The sequence below is a fragment of the Endozoicomonas arenosclerae genome (genome assembly GCF_001562015.1).
GTDB classification, from domain to species: domain Bacteria; phylum Pseudomonadota; class Gammaproteobacteria; order Pseudomonadales; family Endozoicomonadaceae; genus Endozoicomonas_A; species Endozoicomonas_A arenosclerae.
Window position 1 is genome coordinate 25,916 of record NZ_LASA01000075.1, and the last position, 18,974, is coordinate 44,889.

Sequence of the window (18,974 nt, forward strand, 5' to 3'; positions counted from 1 at the left end):
ATGCCTGATTTAACCAATATCGTCAGAGAGAAGTACTACAACAATCAGCTGCTGGAAGTGGCGGACTTTGACCGTGAACAATCCTTCCATATACAGCACCGCCTGCTTCAAACTCGCTTGATGTACACACCGGGATTGCTTCAGGGAATAACTGTTGAAGCCCGTACAGCCGGAATTTCACTGACTCCCGGCATTGCCCTGGACGCCAGTGGCCAGCAGATTTTACTGGTGAACAGCCTGCAACTGGATGGCAAAACCATCACTGCGTCCCAAGGACAGTTCACTCTTGATCTCAGCGCTCAAAACTATTTAAACAACAGTTTTTACCTGTTCCTGCAGTTCAACGAAGTTGATGTACCGAACACTTCCAATCAATTGATCAGCAGTCCAACTCTTTCTCTTCAAAGCCAGCAGGCGAATGGTTCTGGTATTGTCTTGGGTAAAGTCACCCTGGGTTCGGCTCAGGATAAAGTCTCCCTGGATAGCTCGATGAGAGTTCAGGCAAGGCTTCGTTCAGAGATGATGCCCAGCATCAGTGCTTCACAAATAATCAGTGGAACTCTGTCATCAGATCGCTTACCAGAACTCTCTGCCGGTCTGATTACAAAAGGTGTTTTCAGTCTTGAGCAAATACCGGACATTCCTGCAGGCAAACTTCAGAAAAGCCTTTCACTGTCTTGTGAAAAAATGACTCTGGAGAATCAGGATACCGCTACGCTTCAGTGGCAGAGTCAGGGCATTGATCAGCTGGACATCGAATACGTTTCCGGGCTGAAGCTTGTAACATTGAGCAGTAAGGATCAATCCATTGCGTTGACTGGCAGTCATGAAGTAGAACCTTATGAAAACACAACTATTACTCTCAAAGGCAGTAAAGAGGGGAAAACAGTGGTGACTGAGCAGCTCTATCTCAATGTTATTCCAACGGCTGGCCAGTTTATTAAACAGCTTATTGATCAGGGAGTGAGCCAGGGCCAACAAATAACTCAATGCGCAAACCGCTTCAAACTCAGTACATTATCTGCCGAGAATGTGACCCAACTGGGTGAAGCCGTAAAGTTTGCAGGTTATGAATTCGAAAATGCCCTGTCTGCATTGAAAACCTTTTATCAATCCATAGGCGACAGTTGGTCTGACACATCAGACACCAAAATCATTCAGAACCTGTATGGCATTAAACCCGAAGCCAGCCTTGAGGAGTTCCTTCAACAACAGTTCAACCAACAGATCACATTGCCTGTTGCCATTACCAAGGCAAAACAACAATTCGATCTAAACCTGAACCAAACTACTGACCAGGAAAAGTTGGCTCAGGCATTGAAGAAGGTGGGCTATATCGATTGGCAGGTATTACAAGCTGTTATGAGTGCTTCAAATCAAGCAAGCCAATGGTCAAGCTATGTTCCGATTGCAACTTCACTTTCACTATTCACACCGGACTCAGTGGCACAATACATTCAGAACCTGAATCAATCCACACTGATTGCAAACAGCGGACAAATGTCACTGATTGATTTCCAGAAGCTGGTTTATCAAAAGATTTTCTTGCAGGTAGCTCAACAGTTTGCCCCCAACATCAAGGAATACTGGGTGTACTGCATGGCGATTGCGTTAAAGAAACAAGGCGTCAGCCAGGTAGTCACAGGCTACTGTCTGACCGAGTATTTCAAACTAAAAGGATGGAGTTACGGATTCAACTATTCGCTGATTCTTATTTCAGCCTATAAGAACTGAGCTTAACCACTCATAGGAGACCCAGAAAACCGGAACCAAACCCCTGCTCCCTTCGGGTAGGAATATCATCGCCTACTTGTACTTCTCTGGAATTACCTGATGATTCAGTATCGGGAAACTCCTCATCAGAGTCGAACATTTCAGACTCTGGTAGCCCATGACAGGGAACCTGGACAACAGGACCGGTCACCACGACAGCAGGCTGAGGAGCCGGCAACACCAGGGGATTTACCTGACAGTCAGCAAGAATACTGGAGCTGGATATGGCAGACTCGCTGGTTACCGGCCACCAGGTAACCCTATAACCATTGAAATACAATACAATCCCCCGAACGACTCTCCAGGTGCCCGAACCAGTCACTTCTCGTCTGACAACCACCTTCCAGTTAAATGAGTACGCCATACCAAATATTCTATATAACCATCCATAGTCAGGTCGGATAGTGTGGCATGCGTAGTGATCAGATTCTGAAATTTGAAGTTGTTCGGGCAAAGAACAACGCCTGAAGCTGGTTAACCTTACCCTGCTGCGATGTTGAGTATAAAAGTCAAAAAGAAAGTGAGGTTGTCGAATCTGGCTCATCATGAAAGCTTCTGACTGAGTACCAATCCATAGCCAGAAAGGAAGATAAGTGTTACTCAGAGTCACAGGGCTTTGAGCATACTTTCTTTCTGACTTATCCAGATAGCTGGCTGATACCTTCACCACCCCATTAGAGTAGATATAAGACGGATAATAAGTGGTGTATTCCTCTCTCCCCTTGCTTACCAGTAACTTAAAGCCTTCAGGCATTACAGACATTAAACCAGACACAATACTGTTCAAATCATGTTGCAGGGTGATTTTAACGTATTGTTCCTCTTTATTGACTGTATGGCCCTCTGTTCTCTCCAGCGTTGTAGTCCCCGATGCCATCAATACAGGACAGCCCCACAAAGAAGGCACTCTCTCGATATTAAAGGTGTATGTGTTCGTCAGTTGATCTGTAACCGTCACTTCACTGTGAACTGGAGTCGCTTGATCCCTGCTCTGCTTTGGGCCTTGAGCTATAGCAGACAAGCTCAACAACAGAGACGTAAATATGACTGCTCCAGTATGAACAACTGTCACGTGATAGCCTTCGTAGCTCTGACGGGACGTTGAATTCTAGACGATCTAAAGCTGACAGTTTGTTATCTTTGCACTAGTGCAGCCAAGCATTAATGCCAATACATACTCCGTTCATCCTGAGCTTGTCGAAGGATGCGGGTAGTGCACTTCGACAGGCTCAGTGCGAACGGTATGGGGTTTAACGCTCAGCCGCTCTAGATTATTTTGAAGTTACTTTTATGTTTATTTCTCGGTGAGTTCCGCTTTGTCTGTATAGAATTTTCAGGGAGCGGTTAGATACTTAAGTAAGCAGGAAAAATCAGAATAAAAAAAGCCCCGACACTTTCGTGATCAGGGCCACTTTGAAGGAAGGAACAACTTAATCCAGCTGTTCCATCACTTCGGCAGGGATATCTGCATTGGAGTAGACATTCTGAACGTCATCCAGATCTTCCAGACGATCCACCAGCTTCATGATTTTCTCAGCGCCGTCTTTGTCCAGTTCAGTCTGGGTAGAAGCAATCATTGCTACTTCACCACCCGCTGGCGTCAGACCTGCCGCTTCAATGGCTTCTTTTACAGCCAGGAACTCAGTCCACTCTGTCACCACTTCGATTGAGCCATCGTCGTTAGTGACTACGTCTTCCGCACCGGCTTCCAGAGCGGCTTCCATCACCGTATCTTCATCAAGACCCGGCTCAAAGAAAATCTGGCCTTTACGCTCAAACAGATAAGCTACAGAACCGTCTGTACCGAGGTTACCGCCGTGCTTGGAGAAAGCATGACGCACTTCAGCAACAGTACGATTACGGTTGTCGGTCAGACATTCAACCAGAACCGCAATACCGCCAGCACCGTAACCTTCGTAAGTGACTTCTTCCATATTGGAATCATCATCACCACCGGCACCACGTGCAATGGCACGATTGATAGTGTCACGGGTCATGTTGGCACCCAACGCTTTGTCCACTACGGCACGAAGCTTGGGGTTGTCCTCAACGTTACCACCACCCTGTTTGGCAGCCACCACCAGTTCACGAATGATCTTGGTGAAGATCTTGCCCCGCTTGGCATCCTGAGCCGCCTTACGGTGCTTGATATTGGCCCATTTACTATGACCTGCCATAGAAAATACCCTTTATCTTTTCTTCATCAGGAGGCCAGCTCTGAAACCGACCTCCTGGAGTTTATCTTGAACAATCTTTCCTCACCTGAGTTAAGAAAAATTGTTTCTGGAGGCTGTTAACAATGAGCTGTTAACTAACCTCTGACGTTTAGTGACTGGTTGCAGACGCTGGATCACGACGAATGCGAATATTCAGATCGCGCAGCTGGGTTCCATCCACTTCACCCGGTGCCTGAGTCAGCAGACAGGCTGCAGACTGGGTTTTCGGGAATGCGATAACGTCACGGATGTTATCAGTGCCACACAACAGCATCACCAGACGATCCAGACCAAATGCCAGACCACCATGAGGAGGTGCACCGTACTTCAGGGCGTCCAGCAGGAAGCCAAACTTCTCCTGCTGCTCTTCTTCCTGGATATCCAGAATACGGAATACCGTCTGCTGCATCGCTTCACGGTGAATACGAACAGAACCACCACCCACTTCATAACCGTTGATGACCATGTCATAAGCACGGGACAGTGCTTCAGCTGGATTAGCTTCCAGCTCTTCTGGTGAGCAGGTAGGTGCTGTGAATGGGTGATGCAGTGCAGTCAGCTTACCGTCGTCTGTTTCTTCAAACATCGGGAAGTCTACTACCCACATTGGCGCCCAATCAGTGGTGTACAGGTTCAGGTCGGAGCCGATCTTGCAGCGCAATGCACCCAGAGCTTCGTTAACTACTTTCTCTTTATCTGCACCGAAGAAGACGATATCGCCGTTCTTGGCATCCAGACGTTCCATGATCTTCATGGTCACGTCATCACCCAGGAACTTGATGATGGGCGACTGCAGGCCGTTAGCACCGTTCTCAATTTCGTTGACCTTGATCCAGGCCAGACCTTTGGCACCGTAGATGCTGACAAACTTGGTGTAGTCGTCAATCTGCTTACGAGACAGCTCAGCACCACCAGGCACTTTCAGAGCTGCTACACGACCTTTTGGATCTTCAGCCGGTCCCTTGAAGACCTTGAACTCAACACCGGCCATCAGATCAGCAACGTCAACCAGTTCCAACGGGATACGCAGGTCCGGCTTGTCCGATCCGAAGCGGTTCATGGCTTCGGCAAAGGTCATGTGTGGGAACTCACCCAGTTCAATACCACCCACTTTCTGGAAAGTGGTCTTAACCAGATCTTCCGCCATGCCCATGATCTGTGACTCATCCATAAAGGAGGTCTCAATATCGATCTGGGTGAATTCTGGCTGACGATCAGCTCGCAGGTCTTCGTCACGGAAACACTTAACAACCTGGTAGTAACGGTCAAAGCCCGCCACCATCAGCATTTGCTTGAACAGCTGTGGAGACTGAGGCAGAGCAAAGAACTTGCCTTCGTGAGTACGGCTAGGCACCAGGTAGTCACGAGCACCTTCAGGAGTGGCACGGGTCAGAACGGGCGTTTCAACATCCAGATAGCCCTGAGCGTCCATGAAACTGCGAACAGCACTGGTCAGCTTGCTGCGCACAATCATTTTTTCCTGCATTTCCGGACGACGCAGGTCAATGACACGGTTTTTCAGGCGAACTTCTTCGCCTACATCCGTGTAACCTTCAATCTGGAAAGGCGGTGTCTGGGCTTCGTTCAGGATTTCTACCTGCTTGCCCAGCACTTCGATTTCACCGGTGCCCATGTTGGCGTTCACAGTCCCTTCCGGACGGGGACGAACAAAACCGGTAATTTTCAGCACGTATTCACTGCGTGCTTTGTCGGCCAGGGCAAAGGCCTCTTCGGTGTCAGGATCGATAACTACCTGGGCAATGCCTTCACGGTCACGCATATCCAGGAAGATCACACCACCATGGTCGCGACGGCGGTGTACCCATCCACACAGGGTAACCTCCTGCCCGTCATGGGAGAGATTCAGTTCGCCGCAATAATGGCTGCGCATAACATACCTCGAAACTGGGGGGGCTATTCAGGTTCAGCATAAAATCATCTGAAATTTTATGCCTGAATTCATGGCTTTGAGACACTTCAGGTTAAAAACCCCCGTGCTCAAATGACCGAATTATTCACTGGCGGCTGCAGAGCCGCTGGTATTATTCGCGCCCTTGGCAGGGCCCTGATTATCATTGGAGGACAGATTCTTCTTATTGCCACTCTTGAAGTCTGTTTCGTACCAGCCACCGCCTTTCAATCTGAAGGCAGGGGCACTTAACAGTTTTTTCAACTCAGGTTCACCGCAGGCACCACAGTCGGTCAGAGGCGCATCACTGAACTTCTGAATCACTTCCTGCACATCACCGCAACTTCCGCACTGATATTCGTAGATCGGCATTGAATCTGTCTATCCTTCGTTTGCCATTGTCAGAACTGGGGCATTATACCTGAACCCTTGATTTTCACCAGATAGTGTCAAGACCTATATGAAGGAAGTGGAAAGATTATGAGGGATAATTGCAATAGCAATGGAAGACTAACCGAAGGAGAAGGGAGGATAACCCTCCCCAGAGGCCTGTCGGACTTATGCTTTTGAGCATAAATCCGACAGGCTGCTGGTGTATTAAACCCTGCTATTCTTGCTGATCTGAACCGCTGCCTCCTGCTGCTTCTCCAATGATTCAGCAACCTCCAGGGGAATGGACTCAAAATCCTGAAGATTCTCAGCCACACTTTTTCGTTGGGTTTCGGTATTTTCAGCCACTTCATCGAGATGATCTTCTTTTACGCCCTGGGTTTCTTCACCTTCTTTGAGCTTGGCTTCTATCCAGAGACGGGCAAACACCTGGGGACTGCTGGCACCTTCAAAACTGAGGTTATCGCCCCGATGAGTTTCTGCAGCCGGGTTGGCTGCATCTTCCAGAGCCTTTTCTGAAGGAGAACTGTTGAGGGCAATAGCAAAGCCTTCTTCAGCTGCAGGAAAGTTTTCAGCTTCAGGTCTGGCATCAAGCCGCTGTGTTGCCCCTCTGAGCTCAGCAGGATCTGAAGGAGAAAAGACAAGGCGTAATGTTTCAAGCTCATCTGCGGTCAGGTACTGATCAATGCCCTCCAGACGATCAATACGTTCGTCCTCTATCTGAAGTTCATCAGATCGATGTTCCTTATCCAGGGATTTCATTTCGTCTTTGTTCTGAACCCTTTTCCGGGACTCTCTGACTTGTTCCTTCTGCACCATTTGCTCAAGCTCTTTTACCGTCTGAACACCTTCTTCACCCGATTCCAGAGCCGCAGCATCATACCTTTGCCTGATTTTACCCAGCAGACCATTAACCCGTACAAACTCTTCAGTGACTGAATTTAATTGCCTGTTAGCCTTACGCAAAGATGCAGTATCTGTGGCATTTGACGCCTCCAATGCCTGAATCTGCTGGCTCAGATTGCTTATTTCAGTGGTGATACCTGCAATTTCATGCTCCAACAACTGAATCTCTGTGGTAAGACGGGTAATCTCTTCGCTGTTATCGTTATCTGTGGAATGGCTGTCCCGAGCATTGGCCAGTTCATGCTCCTTTAGAGTCTTGGACAGGTTCTTATTGGCCAGATCGCCAGCACGATTATCCCGCTCTGTTGTTTTCGTAGATATATCCTGAGTTCTGTTTCGAATGTCTCCCCTCAGGGTTCGGGCTTCAGAAGCACTATCCTGCCTCCTGCTCTGCTCATAGGCCCGGTTACTGAAGGTCTGATCGATAGATGCAGCACTGACCAGCGCCTGGGTGTCACTGATCATCCCCTTAACAATCAGAATGAGGGACTGGGTATCATTGATATCAATATCCTGAGCATTAAAACGGCGGTTAAATTCATGCACTGCAGCTCTGAAGCCGTCAAGCTTGGCATCAAAGGCTCTCTGGAGAAAATCTCGACTATCCGCATTAGTCGTGCCGGGCTGATCCGGGCTTACGGTAACTCCCTGCCCTTCTTCACTGACGCCAGAACTGGAGACAGAATTGCTGCTACTGAACCCCTGACTGACCTGATCCTGGGACTCTGTCTGGCTGACAGAACCACTTTGCTGGGCAGGTGTCTGGGATACACCGGAATTGGGATCGACTGAATCCATGGTTACTTCCTCCCTGTAGAATCAATCAGATAATGTTTGAGCTGTCTAGCCTGTTTTTTCTCTTCTTCCCAGCCCTTGCTGGATTTAAGGATCTTTGCGGCATTACCCAGCGCTTTAACAGCCAGCTTGCGATTCTTTAATCGTATAAAGCACTCGGTCATGCAGATTGCAGGTCGGGGATCATTTTTATTGAGCTTCTCGGCATAATTAAGAGCTGGAATGGCAGCGGCGTCGTGATTCAAATGATGAAGCGCCAGAGCAATACCCAGGTAATAGCGTGGGTTATGATGATCCAGAAGTGCCAGATAACGAAAAACTTTCAGAGCATCTGAATAATGGCCAATGCTGTAATGGCTAAATCCTAGCTGGTAGATCGCTTCCATCTGATCCTGATCCAACCCTCTGAGCTCCCGAATGGTCCCACCTTTATTGAGGTAGGCGAGCCAAAGATCTTTTCCTGCTTCAGCATCCGGCTGCAAGCTGCTCATAGTTCATCCCTGAATAATCAATTGATCTCAATTAATTATAAACACTGTTTTTTTTCTGCCATTCAATCATTAGTCTCGACTGCCTAATAAAAGTGAATTAATAACTTGATTACTTATTCATTAAGGTAATTTGCAAAATAACAGATCACTGTTTTACTCAAAGACTCATGCAACCTAAACATTCAATTAAATAAACCGGGTTTATTAGTACAAAGTTTCAACCACTTCTGGTGAGCTCAATAAAGCATGCTTCTATTGGTAAGAAACTGACAACACACCCGGACGCACAGGAGTCCACTCAATGAAACTTGCCGTTTTAACTGCGACAAGTACCGCTGTATTGATTGCTTCCGTCTCGACTGCCACTCTGGCAGATCAGCTTGAACAGTCAGAGCACCCCAGTGACAATAGTCTGTCTCTGAAACTTCGCAATTATTACCAGGATCGCCAGCTCAAAGACTTTAAACAGTCGTACTATATAGAAACACTCCCAGACGGTACTCAGCGAAAGGTCAAGAACCATGACAAACAACAGGCATGGGGACAAGGCCTGGAAGTTAATTTTGAATCTGCTTATCTGGGATCACCTGAAGCAGGCATTGGGTTTGACTTTTCTTTATACGGTGGCCTGAAACTCCTGGGTGATAAAGATCGCTACGGCACCACAATATTGAAGCAGGATACACCTGAATACGATCCAGCCAAGCGTGAATACCTTGCCGATCAAAGCAGCTACGGAAAAGTGGGTCTGGCCAATATCAAAGGTTTTGCGGGTGACAACCATACCAATATCCATGCACATGCTGGATGGATATCTATTGAAAAGCCATTATTGAAGACTTACCACCGCCTGACCCCTACTAACTTCCAGGGTGCAAAAGCTGATGCCAAGCTGGGTGATTTTGATCTTTATGGTGCCTGGACCAACAAGGTTTCCCTTTATAATCATGACAAAATGGAAGAATTTACCAGCAACAAGCCTGGTAAAGACGGGCGCTATAAGAATCGAACCAAGATCGATTATATCTATACCGTGGGTGGCTCCTATGACCATGAATCTGGTTTTGGCGCTGACCTGGCTTACGCCGAAAGTGATTCTTACCTGAAGCTCTACCATGCCAACCTGAATTACACTTTCCTGCTGGCTGAAGAAACCTCCCTGTTTCTCGAAGGCCAGGTTTATCATGGCAAGGAAAACGGAGATAAATGGACGTCTGGCAACACCACTTTCGGTGGTTTCGATAAGGACGCCAACCTTTACAACCTGAATGCCAAGCTAACCTATGACATGTTGTCATTGAGTGCTTCCTACAGCCAGATCAAGGCAGAGAAAAACGATAGCCTGGGTTATTTTGACTACCACCTGGCCTATGAATCCGGTCATGATTATGACGATTTGGGTTACTCCACAAAACGTCAGCTCTCAGATTTCAATTACAATGGCGAGCGGGTCTGGCAGGCTGGTGTTCAATACAGCTTTGACCAACTTGGCCTACCCGGGTTGACCATGGGTTACACCTATACGCAGGGATCAGACATTGAGGCCACTAACATGGCAAGATTCCGTGATAAGTATAAGGAAACCGAGCATAACGTAGCCTTGGGTTACTCCTTCCAGCAAAAAGAGTTAAAAGGCTTAAGTGTTACCCTGCTTTATGCCCAGCACAAAGGGGATAAAGAGCTCAGCGAAATCAAGAATCAGGACAAAGATGGCTATGAATATGAAGGTATGACCGACCTTCGCCTCTATGTTGATTATACTGTCAGCGTCTTTTAAAGCGCTTCTTGCCAGAAGTTCCTACGGGCATGGATGCCCCGCCCCCAGTTTCTTGCACCAAAAGATGTCATATTTCTGTAAACCCTGTTGCATCCTGTTCACGTTTGTATAAAAATCACCTTTAGCCCTATGGGGAGGTTTCGCAGTGCATTCCGTCCAAGCAGTACATGGATGATGAAACCAGGGCAAGAACACATATCTAAATACAGCAAGGAGCTGAAAATAATGAAACTCGCACAGATCAGTGCACTGAGCGCTGCCATCTTTATGGCCACCTCTGCTCAGGCTAACGCCTTCCTGGACGACTCAAGCCTGAACCTGGAACTAGTTAATTACTCCCAGACCAAAACCGAAGATACAAGTAAGAAATACTCCACCTCTCAGTGGGCTCAGGGTATCAAGGCAGACTTCTCTTCTGGTTATTTCGAAAATATCGTAGGCCTGGATTTCAGTGCTTACTATTCTTTGAAACTGGGCGCTTCTCACGCTGACTTCGGCAACCCTGGACTGCTGAAAGTAGATAGCGATGGTGAGTCGCACAGCTACGGTAAAACAGCTTACGCAATCAAGTTCAACCTGGCGGATATGGGTGAAGCGAAATACGGACGTATGTTTATCAGCACACCTTTATATGGCAACTCCTCAAGCCGGGTATTACCAGGCCTGAGTGAAGGGTTTTATGCCGACATTTCTGTTGCAGGACTGAGTGCACACACCGCCTGGATTCAAGAAATCAACAAAAGAGCTGAATCAGGGTTTGATGACTTTGAAGCCGATGGTGACAAGCAAGCCGTTAAGATTATAGGCGGCAGTTATGATTTCGGTAACGGCTTACAACTCAGCGCCGACTATGGCACCCAGACCGACTTTGCGAAAAAGTATCTCACTGAAATCAGCTACTCCACCGAGCTGCAAGGTGTCGACTTGGGCGTTGCAGGTCAATATGCAAAATTCAGCTCTCAGGGGTATTTGCAAGATGCCCTTAAAGCTGATCCAGCTCAAGATACCAGCCAATACGCATACGGTCTGAAAGTGACAGCGGGCATTGCACAAGCAAATTTTGGTATTGCTTATACCAAAGTTGAAAGCTCTGATGCCACAGAGAACTTTATTGCAGGTTGGCAAGCCGGAACAACCCCTAAGGACATGGCTGCGGATGACAGCTACTTTGGCTATAACTCCATCCAGATTTCTGACTTCAACACCAGTGGTCAAAAAGCCTGGGGATTCACAGCCGGTTACGATTTTGCAGAATTTGTTGACGGTCTGACTGTTGAAGGTATTTACGTCATAGGTGACACAAAGACTGCGGACGAAACCGAATACAACATCGACGTAAACTATGCAATCCCGCAGGTTGAAGGTCTGACCGCTCGCCTGAGATACGCTAAAAATACTGTAGACCCATCAGGCAGCGGCGATGATACAGTAACAACTGACACCCGCATCATCCTTAAGTACAACATCGCTGTATTCTAATTTTGAAACCAGCGACTTGATGTGTAAAAGCCTCTGCCAATGCAGGGGCTTTTTTTATGCTTTAGAAAAAAGCACTTTATCAACCATTAAAAAACACCCAAACACTAAAAAGGGAGGCTGAATGCCTCCCCTGATGGACTTCGAAAACGCTAGAAATAAACGGCCAACCTCATCAGGTGGTGGCATATTCCTTAAGCTTTTTCAACGGACGAACCTTAACCTGAATACTGGCAGGCTTGGCAGGCACATCCATTAACTCGCCAGGCTTGAACGGATTAGGCACACCTTTTTTGGCTTTTTGAGCCGGTTTCTTTCTGGTTACAATCTTGAGCAGTCCCGGAAGAGTGAACTCGCCACAACCCCGCTTTTTAATATGACGCTCAACCAGTATTCCCAATTCTTCCAGTACAGCGCCCACTTCTTTTCGACTCAAACCGGTATTTTCTGAAATATCAGCAAGAATCTGGGTTTTACTGTACTTATCCTTGATAGCTGCGGCTTTCTTCGCTGCCATACTTTTACTCTCCTGATGGTTTTCCCTGTAAATTACCTTCCGCACCTGCGGATTGTGATCTGCCACTTCACCAGGCTGATTCAATGTCTCATGAGGCGAGCCCGAAAAAATCGGACATTAAACTTCCCTGACCTCACAAAGCCTGTAAAACAAGACTTTTGAAACATCTGAAATCACTATAACAAGTGATTTTTTCCAGTGGTAGTCTTTTTTTTCACCTTTTTTCATTGCTGCAGCCCTTTATATTCGGTGTATAGAAAGAGTTTGAGATAGAAGCTCAATGGCGTTACATTAACTCTTACAGCAGTGTTACGCTGTGGCTTTTTATGGCCCGGTTTTACCCACACTGAAATGACTGCAGTACAGATTTAACAGCATTCCCATTATTTCGGGAGGCAGTCTTTTCTTTAAGAGCCGACCATAAAAAGCTTTATTGATGTTTTACCAGGGTTAAGGCATTCGTTTGAGCCGTCAGGCCGGATACCCACGTATTTTTCAGTCACACTCATAACAACCAAAAGGACTCAGTACTTGAAACATCTGAAATTTATCCACATGATCCTAGGCATCCTTTCACTGGCAGCATTAATTGTGGAAGGGTCCATCCTCAATGTGCTGCTGGGCGGTGCTTTGGCTATTGCCTCAGCCACCATGCTGTTATTGACAGCGGCATTGATCCACCTCTGCCTTGGCTGCTACCTGACTGTCTATCACTGCAAAAAGTCCTATGTGCAGACTCTGGCTTCTGTGATGCTGATAGCCGCTACGGTATTAAGTGGCTGGGTGCTCTTCACACATCAGGTTCCTGCTATTGGCTTTGAGCCCGGACAGCTTTCTTCTCTGCTGCTTGTAGCGGGTGTATTGCTTCATGTAGCCATTAACCTGAAAGCACTGAATCCTGGCAGCACTGGACCTGTAGAAATCATTGACTCCGACAGAGAGACCGGAACAGTAAAATGGTTCAATGTTTCAAAAGGGTTTGGCTTTATCACCAGAGATATTGGTGAGGATGTGTTTGTTCACTATCGCGCTATCCGCGGAGAAGGTCACCGCACCCTTTCTGAAGGTCAGCGTGTAGAGTTTATAGTGGTAGAAAAAGACAAAGGTCTTCAAGCAGAAGACGTCATTGCAGCGCCAAGGGGCCGCTAACTTCCGCATATATGAACGGGGCTTAGCCCCGTTCTACTTCACAGCCAGCTCCTCACACTCAGTAATGAGGTGGCGCACTCTCTTCCTGTTCTTCCAGCTGTGAGCTGGCCATAGCCATTAGCTGCTTCTTCAACTGAGCCATTTCCTGCTTCAGATGATCCATTTCCTGCTGCTGGCGAGTCACCACCTCATTGAGCTGGGCCACTGTATCTTCCTGAAAGCTGACCTGGGTTTGTAGCTCAATCAGTTCTTCATTCATCGCAAGTACCCCAATCATTCAAAACAGCTGAACAGTGTTTCCAGCTTTTTCTTGATCTCACTTACCTGAGCCTTGTCATAAGGCTTGGCTGGCTGCTGCCCCCAAACCGGATTTGGCCAGGCAACATCATTTTCATAGCGCACAATATGATGGATATGCAGCTGTTTAACAACATTCCCAAGAGCCGCCACATTCATTTTGTCCGCTTCAAAAACATCATTAAGAATGGCCGCGGTCAATGACGACTCACAGGCCAACTGGAGTTGCTGCTCTTCATCCAGGTGAAACACCTCATGCACACCCGCCACTCTGGGGACCAGAATAAACCAGGGATACTGAGAGTCATTCATCAGCAAAACACGGCATAGAGGAAGATCCCCCATCACAAAGCAGTCCGTCTCCAGTCTGTCATCCAGCTGAAATTCGCCCATAATTTACTCCGATTTAGCCGAGTTGCCAGTAATAATTGCCAGCACTATATCTAACCTGCTGACGAAATTCGACCGCGATTCGCTCAGTAGCCATGACGTCTCTGCACAACCGTAGTAAAATGCCGCTTTTGCGTTTTGATAACCGGATAACTGAGCACATGCGTACTAGTCAATCCTTGATCTCAACCCTCAAGGAAACACCCTCCGACGCCGTAGTCGTCAGCCATCAGCTGATGCTGCGAGCAGGCATGATCCGAAAACTGGCTTCCGGTCTCTACAGCTGGATGCCCATGGGTCTGCGTGTTCTCCAGAAAGTAGAGAACATTGTTCGTCAAGAGATGAACCGCTCCGGCGCACAGGAAGTTCTGCTGCCGGCTGTGCAACCTGCGGAACTCTGGCAGGAGACCGGCCGCTGGGATAAGTTCGGTCCGGAGCTGCTCAGATTCAAGGATCGTCACCAGCGCGACTTTGTTCTTGGGCCAACCCATGAAGAAGTCATCACCGACATGGTTCGTGACACCGTGAACAGCTACAAGCAGCTGCCCATGAACCTGTATCAGATCCAGACCAAGTTCCGTGACGAAATCCGCCCTCGCTTTGGCTTGATGCGTGGTCGTGAGTTCATCATGAAGGACGCCTACTCATTCCACTCCAGCGACGAGTGCCTGAGTCGTGAATACCAGAATATGCACGACACCTATAACCGCATCTTCACCCGCCTGGGTCTGAATTTCAGAGCCGTAGAAGCAGATACAGGCTCTATTGGTGGCAGTGCCTCCCATGAAATTCATGTTCTGGCGGATTCTGGTGAAGACGCTATCGTCTTCAGTGACCAGAGTGAATACGCAGCCAACATTGAGAAAGCAGAAGCCTTGGCACCTGCAAATGATCGTGCTGCGCCTGCTGAAGAAATGCGTGTTGTAGATACTCCAGATGCAAAAACCATTGCTGCACTGGTAGAACAGTTTGACCTTCCTGTTGAGAAAACTGTTAAAACCCTGATTGTTGCCGCTGACGAAGAATCAGAAGCCGACTTTGTTGCCCTGATGGTCCGTGGCGATCACGAGCTGAACGAAATCAAAGCAGAAAAACTGCCCGAAGTTGCTGTTCCTCTGCGCTTTGCCACAGAAGATGAGATCAAAGCCATTATGGGAGCAGGTCCAGGCTCCCTCGGCCCTGTAGGCATCAAGATTCCCTGCATCGTTGACCACACTGTTGCTGTCATGTCTGACTTTGGTGCTGGCGCTAATATTGATGGCAAGCATCACTTCGGCATCAACTGGGAGCGTGACGCCTCCTTCGAACGAGCAGAAGATCTGAGAAATATCGTAGAAGGTGACCCAAGCCCATGCGGCAATGGCACTCTGGAAATCAAACGCGGCATTGAAGTCGGTCATATCTTCCAGCTGGGTACGGTCTATGCCGAGTCTATGAATGCCTCTGTTCTTGATGAGAACGGCAAGTCAGTTACCATGGCTATGGGGTGCTATGGACTGGGTGTTTCTCGCGTTGTTGCAGCTGCGATTGAGCAAAATCACGACGACCGTGGCATCATCTGGCCAGAAAGCATTGCGCCTTTCCAGGTAGCCATTGTCGGCCTGAAGATTGAGAAGTCTGAAGCTGTACGCGAAGCCGCCGAAAAACTCTATAACGAGCTGACTGAAGCCGGTTACGATGTCCTTCTGGACGATCGCAAAGCCAGCCCGGGTGTAAAGTTTGCCGATATGGAACTGATCGGTATCCCACACCGGGTCGTGCTGAGCGATAGAGGACTGGCTAACGGTCAGGTAGAATACAAATACCGCAAGGCAGCAGATCGCGAAGACGTGGCACTCAGTGAAATTTCGGACTTTCTTAAGGAACGTCTGGCCTGAAGTAAATAGCAAACGGCCGTCGTTTTATAACAAAAACAACCTGATCAAAGGTTTGGCCTTTACCCTTCTGCTTTCTCCAGCACCCAGCTGGAGTCAGCAGAAAGTGGATGAAGGACTCAGGATCTATCTGGAAGAAGCCCTCAGTACCACCGAGAGCTTCTCAGACCGTTTCGAAGCGGAAGTCTGGCTGGTCGACATGTCCAGCCGACTGAAGCCATTTATGAAGCATCAAACTCAGCGACAACGTCTCGAGCTGCTCAAAAACATCCATAAAAAAGCGACTGACGCCAAGCTTTCTCCCGAATTAGTACTTGCTCTGATTCAGACAGAATCATCCTTTGACCGCTTTGCAGTGTCTTCTGCCGGCGCACAAGGCCTGATGCAGATCATGCCCTTCTGGAAAGACGTCATTGGCCGCCCACAGGACAACCTCACTGACATTGAAACCAACCTGAAGTATGGCAGCCATATCCTCAGCTACTACCTGGAAAAAGAAAAAGGCAACCTGACCCGAGCTTTAGCTCGTTACAACGGCAGCCTGGGTAAAACCTGGTATCCAGAGAGAGTCTATAAAAACTGGGATCGCCATTGGCGGAATGATTGACCACTGAATTCAAAGTTTCAGCTTTGGCTGGATGAAATTCAGAAAAGCAGAAACCCTACCGGAAACAGCTGACGATTTATAATAAACAGCATTCACCTGTTCACGAGCGGTATTTGCCAGCAAATCAGATTCCAAAAGTGACACCAGTCGTCCACTCTCAATATCACCATTGACCATAAAGCCCGACAGACAGGCTATTCCATTACCCGCCAATGCCAGCTGCCGGACAGCCTCGCCGTTACTGGAAGAGAGATCAGGTGAAATGCTCTCCATTCCTTTCAATGGCCATTCATTTAATACCTTGGCACCGGTAAAGCCGATTAAACAATGCTGACTCAGATCATTTACAGACTCTGGTCTACCACTAATCTCCAGATACTCTGGTGACGCCACAATATGAAGTGAGCTTCTGCCAAGATGTCGTGCATGAAGGGTTGAGTCGTTTAGCTGGCCAATCCTGATGGCCACATCTGTTCGCTTCTCCAGAAGATCAACAAACCCCTCATTGGAAGTCATCTCTAACTTAATATCAGGGTATGCCCGCTTAAAAGGCTGAACCAGAGGTATCAGCTGATGCAATACAAAAGGGCTGACAGCATCTACCCGCAAGGTTCCTTTTGGTCTAGCCCCCTGCTCTACAATCTCTTCCTCAGCCTTTTCCACTGTGTACAGCCCGGATCGTACTGCATCAATGAAAACCTGACCTTCCTGTGTGATTGAAACTTGCCTGGTAGTTCGATTCAGCAAAGAAACGCCTAGTTGAGTTTCTACCCTTGAAACAGCCCTGGAAACTTTTGCTACCTGCACATCCAAAGTTTTTGCTGCTGCAGAAAAACCTCCGGTATCCACCACCGCCAACAGTATCTCCAAATCATCTGACCGAGTTCGCATATTAAGCCCTGCACTAACACTGAATTATTGCAGAATATAGAAAAATCATTTGCGATTTACACTGTTTTTCACAACGAATTTGTTCTCCAGAATGCTTGCCATCAAATCATGACTCGAACGATCCGGTCATGATTCATGCTTGAAAATTGAGGACAAAATACATGCCTATTGCTCTTCTGGCGCTTACACTGAGCGCTTTTGCCATAGGAACCACTGAGTTCGTTATTGTTGGCCTGATACCCACCATGGCCAGTGACTTGAATGTGACCCTGCCTTCTGCAGGCCTGCTAGTAAGTCTCTATGCTGCAGGAGTCGCCATTGGCGCACCGTTACTGACAGCACTCACTGGAAAGTGGCAACGAAAGCAGGTTCTGCTCGCTGTAATGACACTGTTCGTAGCAGGCAATCTTCTGGCCTGGCAAGCCCCCAATTACAATAGCCTGATCATTGCTCGTATCATTACCGGCCTGGCTCACGGGGTCTTTTTCTCAATAGGATCAACCATAGCAACCGGGCTAGTAACTAAAGAGAAGGCGGCTAGCGCCATTGCCATTATGTTTACCGGACTCACCGTTGCTCTGGTAACCGGAGTCCCCCTTGGGACGTACATTGGCCAGACAATGGGATGGCAATCAACCTTTCTGGTCGTAGCCTTGCTGGGAATGATAGCGTTGATAGGCAGCGCCATCTGGGTACCAGGTAACCTGAAACAACCACCAGAAACCCGTTTAAGTGCTCAGTTCAAGGTTCTGACCCAACCTCGTTTAATTCTGGTTTATGCCATTACAGCCCTGGGATACGGCGGCACATTCACAGCTTTCACCTATCTGGCTCCTATTTTAGAAAATGTCACAGGCTTCAGCGCTCACTGGATCAGCCTGATTCTATTGGTGTACGGAGTATCTGTTGCTATTGGCAATATATGGGGAGGGAAAATGGCCGACCGCATGGGTCCAGTCAATGCACTAAAGATTATTTTCACAGGACTTGCAGCTATTCTGTTCGTCTTCAATCTGACAGCTCACCACCCTGTGGCAGCCGTCATTACTATTCTCGTATGGGGAGCATTCGCATTCGGAAATGTTCCTGGATTACAGGTCTATGTAGTTACTCTGGCAGAAAAATGCACTCCCGATTCCGTTGATGTTGCTTCAGGACTAAACATTGCAGCCTTTAACATTGGGATCGCTTTTGGTTCCTGGGGTGGTGGCCAAATAGTAGCCCACTCGAATGTGATGAACACTCCCTGGGTGGGTGCCATCATTGTATTACTGGCTCTAGCAGCCTGTCGGACTTGAACCCATAAACGCAGTTCAAGTAATTTCAGACTCTGACTATTCCGGAGAGAACTTATAAAACCCTCTCCGGCGCATTACATTTTCAACTTGTCCTTATGATTTTTCTCACTCTTGGCCTCAGATCAGCCCAATAGTGCCACAGATAAGTCGCCAACAAGACCAGTTCCAACCACTGCTCTTCATTCACTTGTTTCAGGCTGAACATCCGCCTCAAGTTA

At 47.8% G+C, this 18,974-nt stretch carries 17 protein-coding genes; 7 read left to right on the plus strand and 10 right to left on the minus strand.

Features of this window, described 5'->3' with window-relative positions; translation table 11 throughout:
• Positions 1 to 1,734 carry a hypothetical protein gene (locus WG89_RS11240; RefSeq protein ID WP_062265757.1) on the plus strand — a complete coding sequence of 578 codons (1,734 nt, stop codon included), beginning with the start codon at positions 1 to 3 and terminating at the stop codon, positions 1,732 to 1,734.
• Positions 1,735 to 1,744: 10 nt separating this feature from the next.
• Here the strand turns inward: WG89_RS11240 and WG89_RS11245 are convergent, their stop codons facing one another.
• The 6 genes from WG89_RS11245 to WG89_RS11270 form a co-directional block, all read right to left on the minus strand.
• Complete coding sequence (locus WG89_RS11245; RefSeq protein WP_153301541.1) at positions 1,745 to 2,845, minus strand: hypothetical protein; 1,101 nt, start codon at positions 2,843 to 2,845, stop codon at positions 1,745 to 1,747.
• A 358-nt stretch (positions 2,846 to 3,203) separates the two neighbouring features.
• Positions 3,204 to 3,950: a YebC/PmpR family DNA-binding transcriptional regulator gene (locus WG89_RS11250; RefSeq protein ID WP_062265764.1), complete on the minus strand. Its 747-nt coding sequence runs from the start codon at positions 3,948 to 3,950 to the stop codon at positions 3,204 to 3,206.
• Positions 3,951 to 4,098: 148 nt separating this feature from the next.
• Positions 4,099 to 5,880 (minus strand): aspartate--tRNA ligase, encoded by a 1,782-nt coding sequence (gene aspS, locus WG89_RS11255; RefSeq protein ID WP_062265767.1) that lies wholly within the window; start codon positions 5,878 to 5,880, stop codon positions 4,099 to 4,101.
• A 120-nt stretch (positions 5,881 to 6,000) separates the two neighbouring features.
• The gene (locus WG89_RS11260; RefSeq protein ID WP_062265770.1) at positions 6,001 to 6,270 is read right to left on the minus strand and encodes an FmdB family zinc ribbon protein; all 270 of its coding nucleotides are present in this window, start codon (positions 6,268 to 6,270) and stop codon (positions 6,001 to 6,003) included.
• 225 nt (positions 6,271 to 6,495) lie between these two features.
• Positions 6,496 to 7,992 (minus strand): coiled-coil domain-containing protein, encoded by a 1,497-nt coding sequence (locus WG89_RS11265; RefSeq protein WP_062265773.1) that lies wholly within the window; start codon positions 7,990 to 7,992, stop codon positions 6,496 to 6,498.
• A gap of 2 nt (positions 7,993 to 7,994) precedes the next feature.
• Complete coding sequence (locus WG89_RS11270) at positions 7,995 to 8,480, minus strand: SycD/LcrH family type III secretion system chaperone (RefSeq protein ID WP_062265776.1); 486 nt, start codon at positions 8,478 to 8,480, stop codon at positions 7,995 to 7,997.
• Positions 8,481 to 8,781: 301 nt separating this feature from the next.
• Here WG89_RS11270 and WG89_RS11275 point away from each other — a divergent pair, with 301 nt between their 5' ends.
• On the plus strand, positions 8,782 to 10,257 hold the full coding sequence (locus tag WG89_RS11275; protein WP_062265780.1) for an OprD family outer membrane porin: 1,476 nt from the start codon (positions 8,782 to 8,784) through the stop codon (positions 10,255 to 10,257).
• 225 nt (positions 10,258 to 10,482) lie between these two features.
• A complete protein-coding gene (locus WG89_RS11280) occupies positions 10,483 to 11,736 on the plus strand; it encodes an OprD family outer membrane porin (protein WP_172806790.1) in 1,254 nt (417 codons plus the stop codon).
• A gap of 172 nt (positions 11,737 to 11,908) precedes the next feature.
• Here the strand turns inward: WG89_RS11280 and WG89_RS11285 are convergent, their stop codons facing one another.
• Positions 11,909 to 12,250: an HU family DNA-binding protein gene (locus WG89_RS11285; protein WP_062265816.1), complete on the minus strand. Its 342-nt coding sequence runs from the start codon at positions 12,248 to 12,250 to the stop codon at positions 11,909 to 11,911.
• 750 nt (positions 12,251 to 13,000) lie between these two features.
• Between WG89_RS11285 and WG89_RS32700 the strand changes: the two genes are divergently transcribed.
• Positions 13,001 to 13,399 carry a cold-shock protein gene (locus WG89_RS32700; RefSeq protein ID WP_153301542.1) on the plus strand — a complete coding sequence of 133 codons (399 nt, stop codon included), beginning with the start codon at positions 13,001 to 13,003 and terminating at the stop codon, positions 13,397 to 13,399.
• A 58-nt stretch (positions 13,400 to 13,457) separates the two neighbouring features.
• Here WG89_RS32700 and WG89_RS11295 read toward each other — a convergent pair whose 3' ends face one another.
• Both WG89_RS11295 and WG89_RS11300 read right to left on the minus strand, forming a co-directional pair.
• On the minus strand, positions 13,458 to 13,676 hold the full coding sequence (locus tag WG89_RS11295) for a SlyX family protein (RefSeq protein ID WP_062265791.1): 219 nt from the start codon (positions 13,674 to 13,676) through the stop codon (positions 13,458 to 13,460).
• Entirely contained in the window at positions 13,673 to 14,089 is a 417-nt protein-coding gene (locus WG89_RS11300) for an HIT domain-containing protein (protein WP_062265805.1), read from the minus strand. The genes WG89_RS11295 and WG89_RS11300 overlap by 4 nt, the downstream gene beginning before the upstream one ends.
• A 158-nt stretch (positions 14,090 to 14,247) precedes the next feature.
• On the opposite strand from WG89_RS11300, the gene WG89_RS11305 reads away from it, so the two are divergent.
• Positions 14,248 to 15,963 (plus strand): proline--tRNA ligase, encoded by a 1,716-nt coding sequence (locus tag WG89_RS11305; protein ID WP_062265809.1) that lies wholly within the window; start codon positions 14,248 to 14,250, stop codon positions 15,961 to 15,963.
• Positions 15,964 to 16,015: 52 nt separating this feature from the next.
• The gene (locus WG89_RS11310) at positions 16,016 to 16,567 is read left to right on the plus strand and encodes a lytic transglycosylase domain-containing protein (RefSeq protein WP_245662904.1); all 552 of its coding nucleotides are present in this window, start codon (positions 16,016 to 16,018) and stop codon (positions 16,565 to 16,567) included.
• Between the two features lie 9 nt (positions 16,568 to 16,576).
• On the opposite strand, the gene WG89_RS11315 is transcribed toward WG89_RS11310, so the two are convergent.
• On the minus strand, positions 16,577 to 17,458 hold the full coding sequence (locus WG89_RS11315; protein WP_062265812.1) for a LysR family transcriptional regulator: 882 nt from the start codon (positions 17,456 to 17,458) through the stop codon (positions 16,577 to 16,579).
• 161 nt (positions 17,459 to 17,619) lie between these two features.
• Here WG89_RS11315 and WG89_RS11320 point away from each other — a divergent pair, with 161 nt between their 5' ends.
• Positions 17,620 to 18,756 (plus strand): MFS transporter, encoded by a 1,137-nt coding sequence (locus tag WG89_RS11320; RefSeq protein WP_062265814.1) that lies wholly within the window; start codon positions 17,620 to 17,622, stop codon positions 18,754 to 18,756.
• The last annotated feature ends 218 nt before the right edge of the window (positions 18,757 to 18,974 follow it).

Bases quoted from the DNA above. Each gene is read 5' to 3' on its own strand.
- WG89_RS11240 (WP_062265757.1), top strand. From the start codon at position 1: ATGCCTGATTTAACCAATATCGTCAGAGAGAAGTACTACAACAATCAG.
- WG89_RS11250 (WP_062265764.1), bottom strand. From the start codon at position 3,950: ATGGCAGGTCATAGTAAATGGGCCAATATCAAGCACCGTAAGGCGGCT.
- aspS (WP_062265767.1), bottom strand. From the start codon at position 5,880: ATGCGCAGCCATTATTGCGGCGAACTGAATCTCTCCCATGACGGGCAG.
- WG89_RS11260 (WP_062265770.1), bottom strand. From the start codon at position 6,270: ATGCCGATCTACGAATATCAGTGCGGAAGTTGCGGTGATGTGCAGGAA.
- WG89_RS11265 (WP_062265773.1), bottom strand. From the start codon at position 7,992: ATGGATTCAGTCGATCCCAATTCCGGTGTATCCCAGACACCTGCCCAG.
- WG89_RS11270 (WP_062265776.1), bottom strand. From the start codon at position 8,480: ATGAGCAGCTTGCAGCCGGATGCTGAAGCAGGAAAAGATCTTTGGCTC.
- WG89_RS11275 (WP_062265780.1), top strand. From the start codon at position 8,782: ATGAAACTTGCCGTTTTAACTGCGACAAGTACCGCTGTATTGATTGCT.
- WG89_RS11280 (WP_172806790.1), top strand. From the start codon at position 10,483: ATGAAACTCGCACAGATCAGTGCACTGAGCGCTGCCATCTTTATGGCC.
- WG89_RS11285 (WP_062265816.1), bottom strand. From the start codon at position 12,250: ATGGCAGCGAAGAAAGCCGCAGCTATCAAGGATAAGTACAGTAAAACC.
- WG89_RS32700 (WP_153301542.1), top strand. From the start codon at position 13,001: ATGCTGATAGCCGCTACGGTATTAAGTGGCTGGGTGCTCTTCACACAT.
- WG89_RS11295 (WP_062265791.1), bottom strand. From the start codon at position 13,676: ATGATTGGGGTACTTGCGATGAATGAAGAACTGATTGAGCTACAAACC.
- WG89_RS11300 (WP_062265805.1), bottom strand. From the start codon at position 14,089: ATGGGCGAATTTCAGCTGGATGACAGACTGGAGACGGACTGCTTTGTG.
- WG89_RS11305 (WP_062265809.1), top strand. From the start codon at position 14,248: ATGCGTACTAGTCAATCCTTGATCTCAACCCTCAAGGAAACACCCTCC.
- WG89_RS11315 (WP_062265812.1), bottom strand. From the start codon at position 17,458: ATGCGAACTCGGTCAGATGATTTGGAGATACTGTTGGCGGTGGTGGAT.
- WG89_RS11320 (WP_062265814.1), top strand. From the start codon at position 17,620: ATGCCTATTGCTCTTCTGGCGCTTACACTGAGCGCTTTTGCCATAGGA.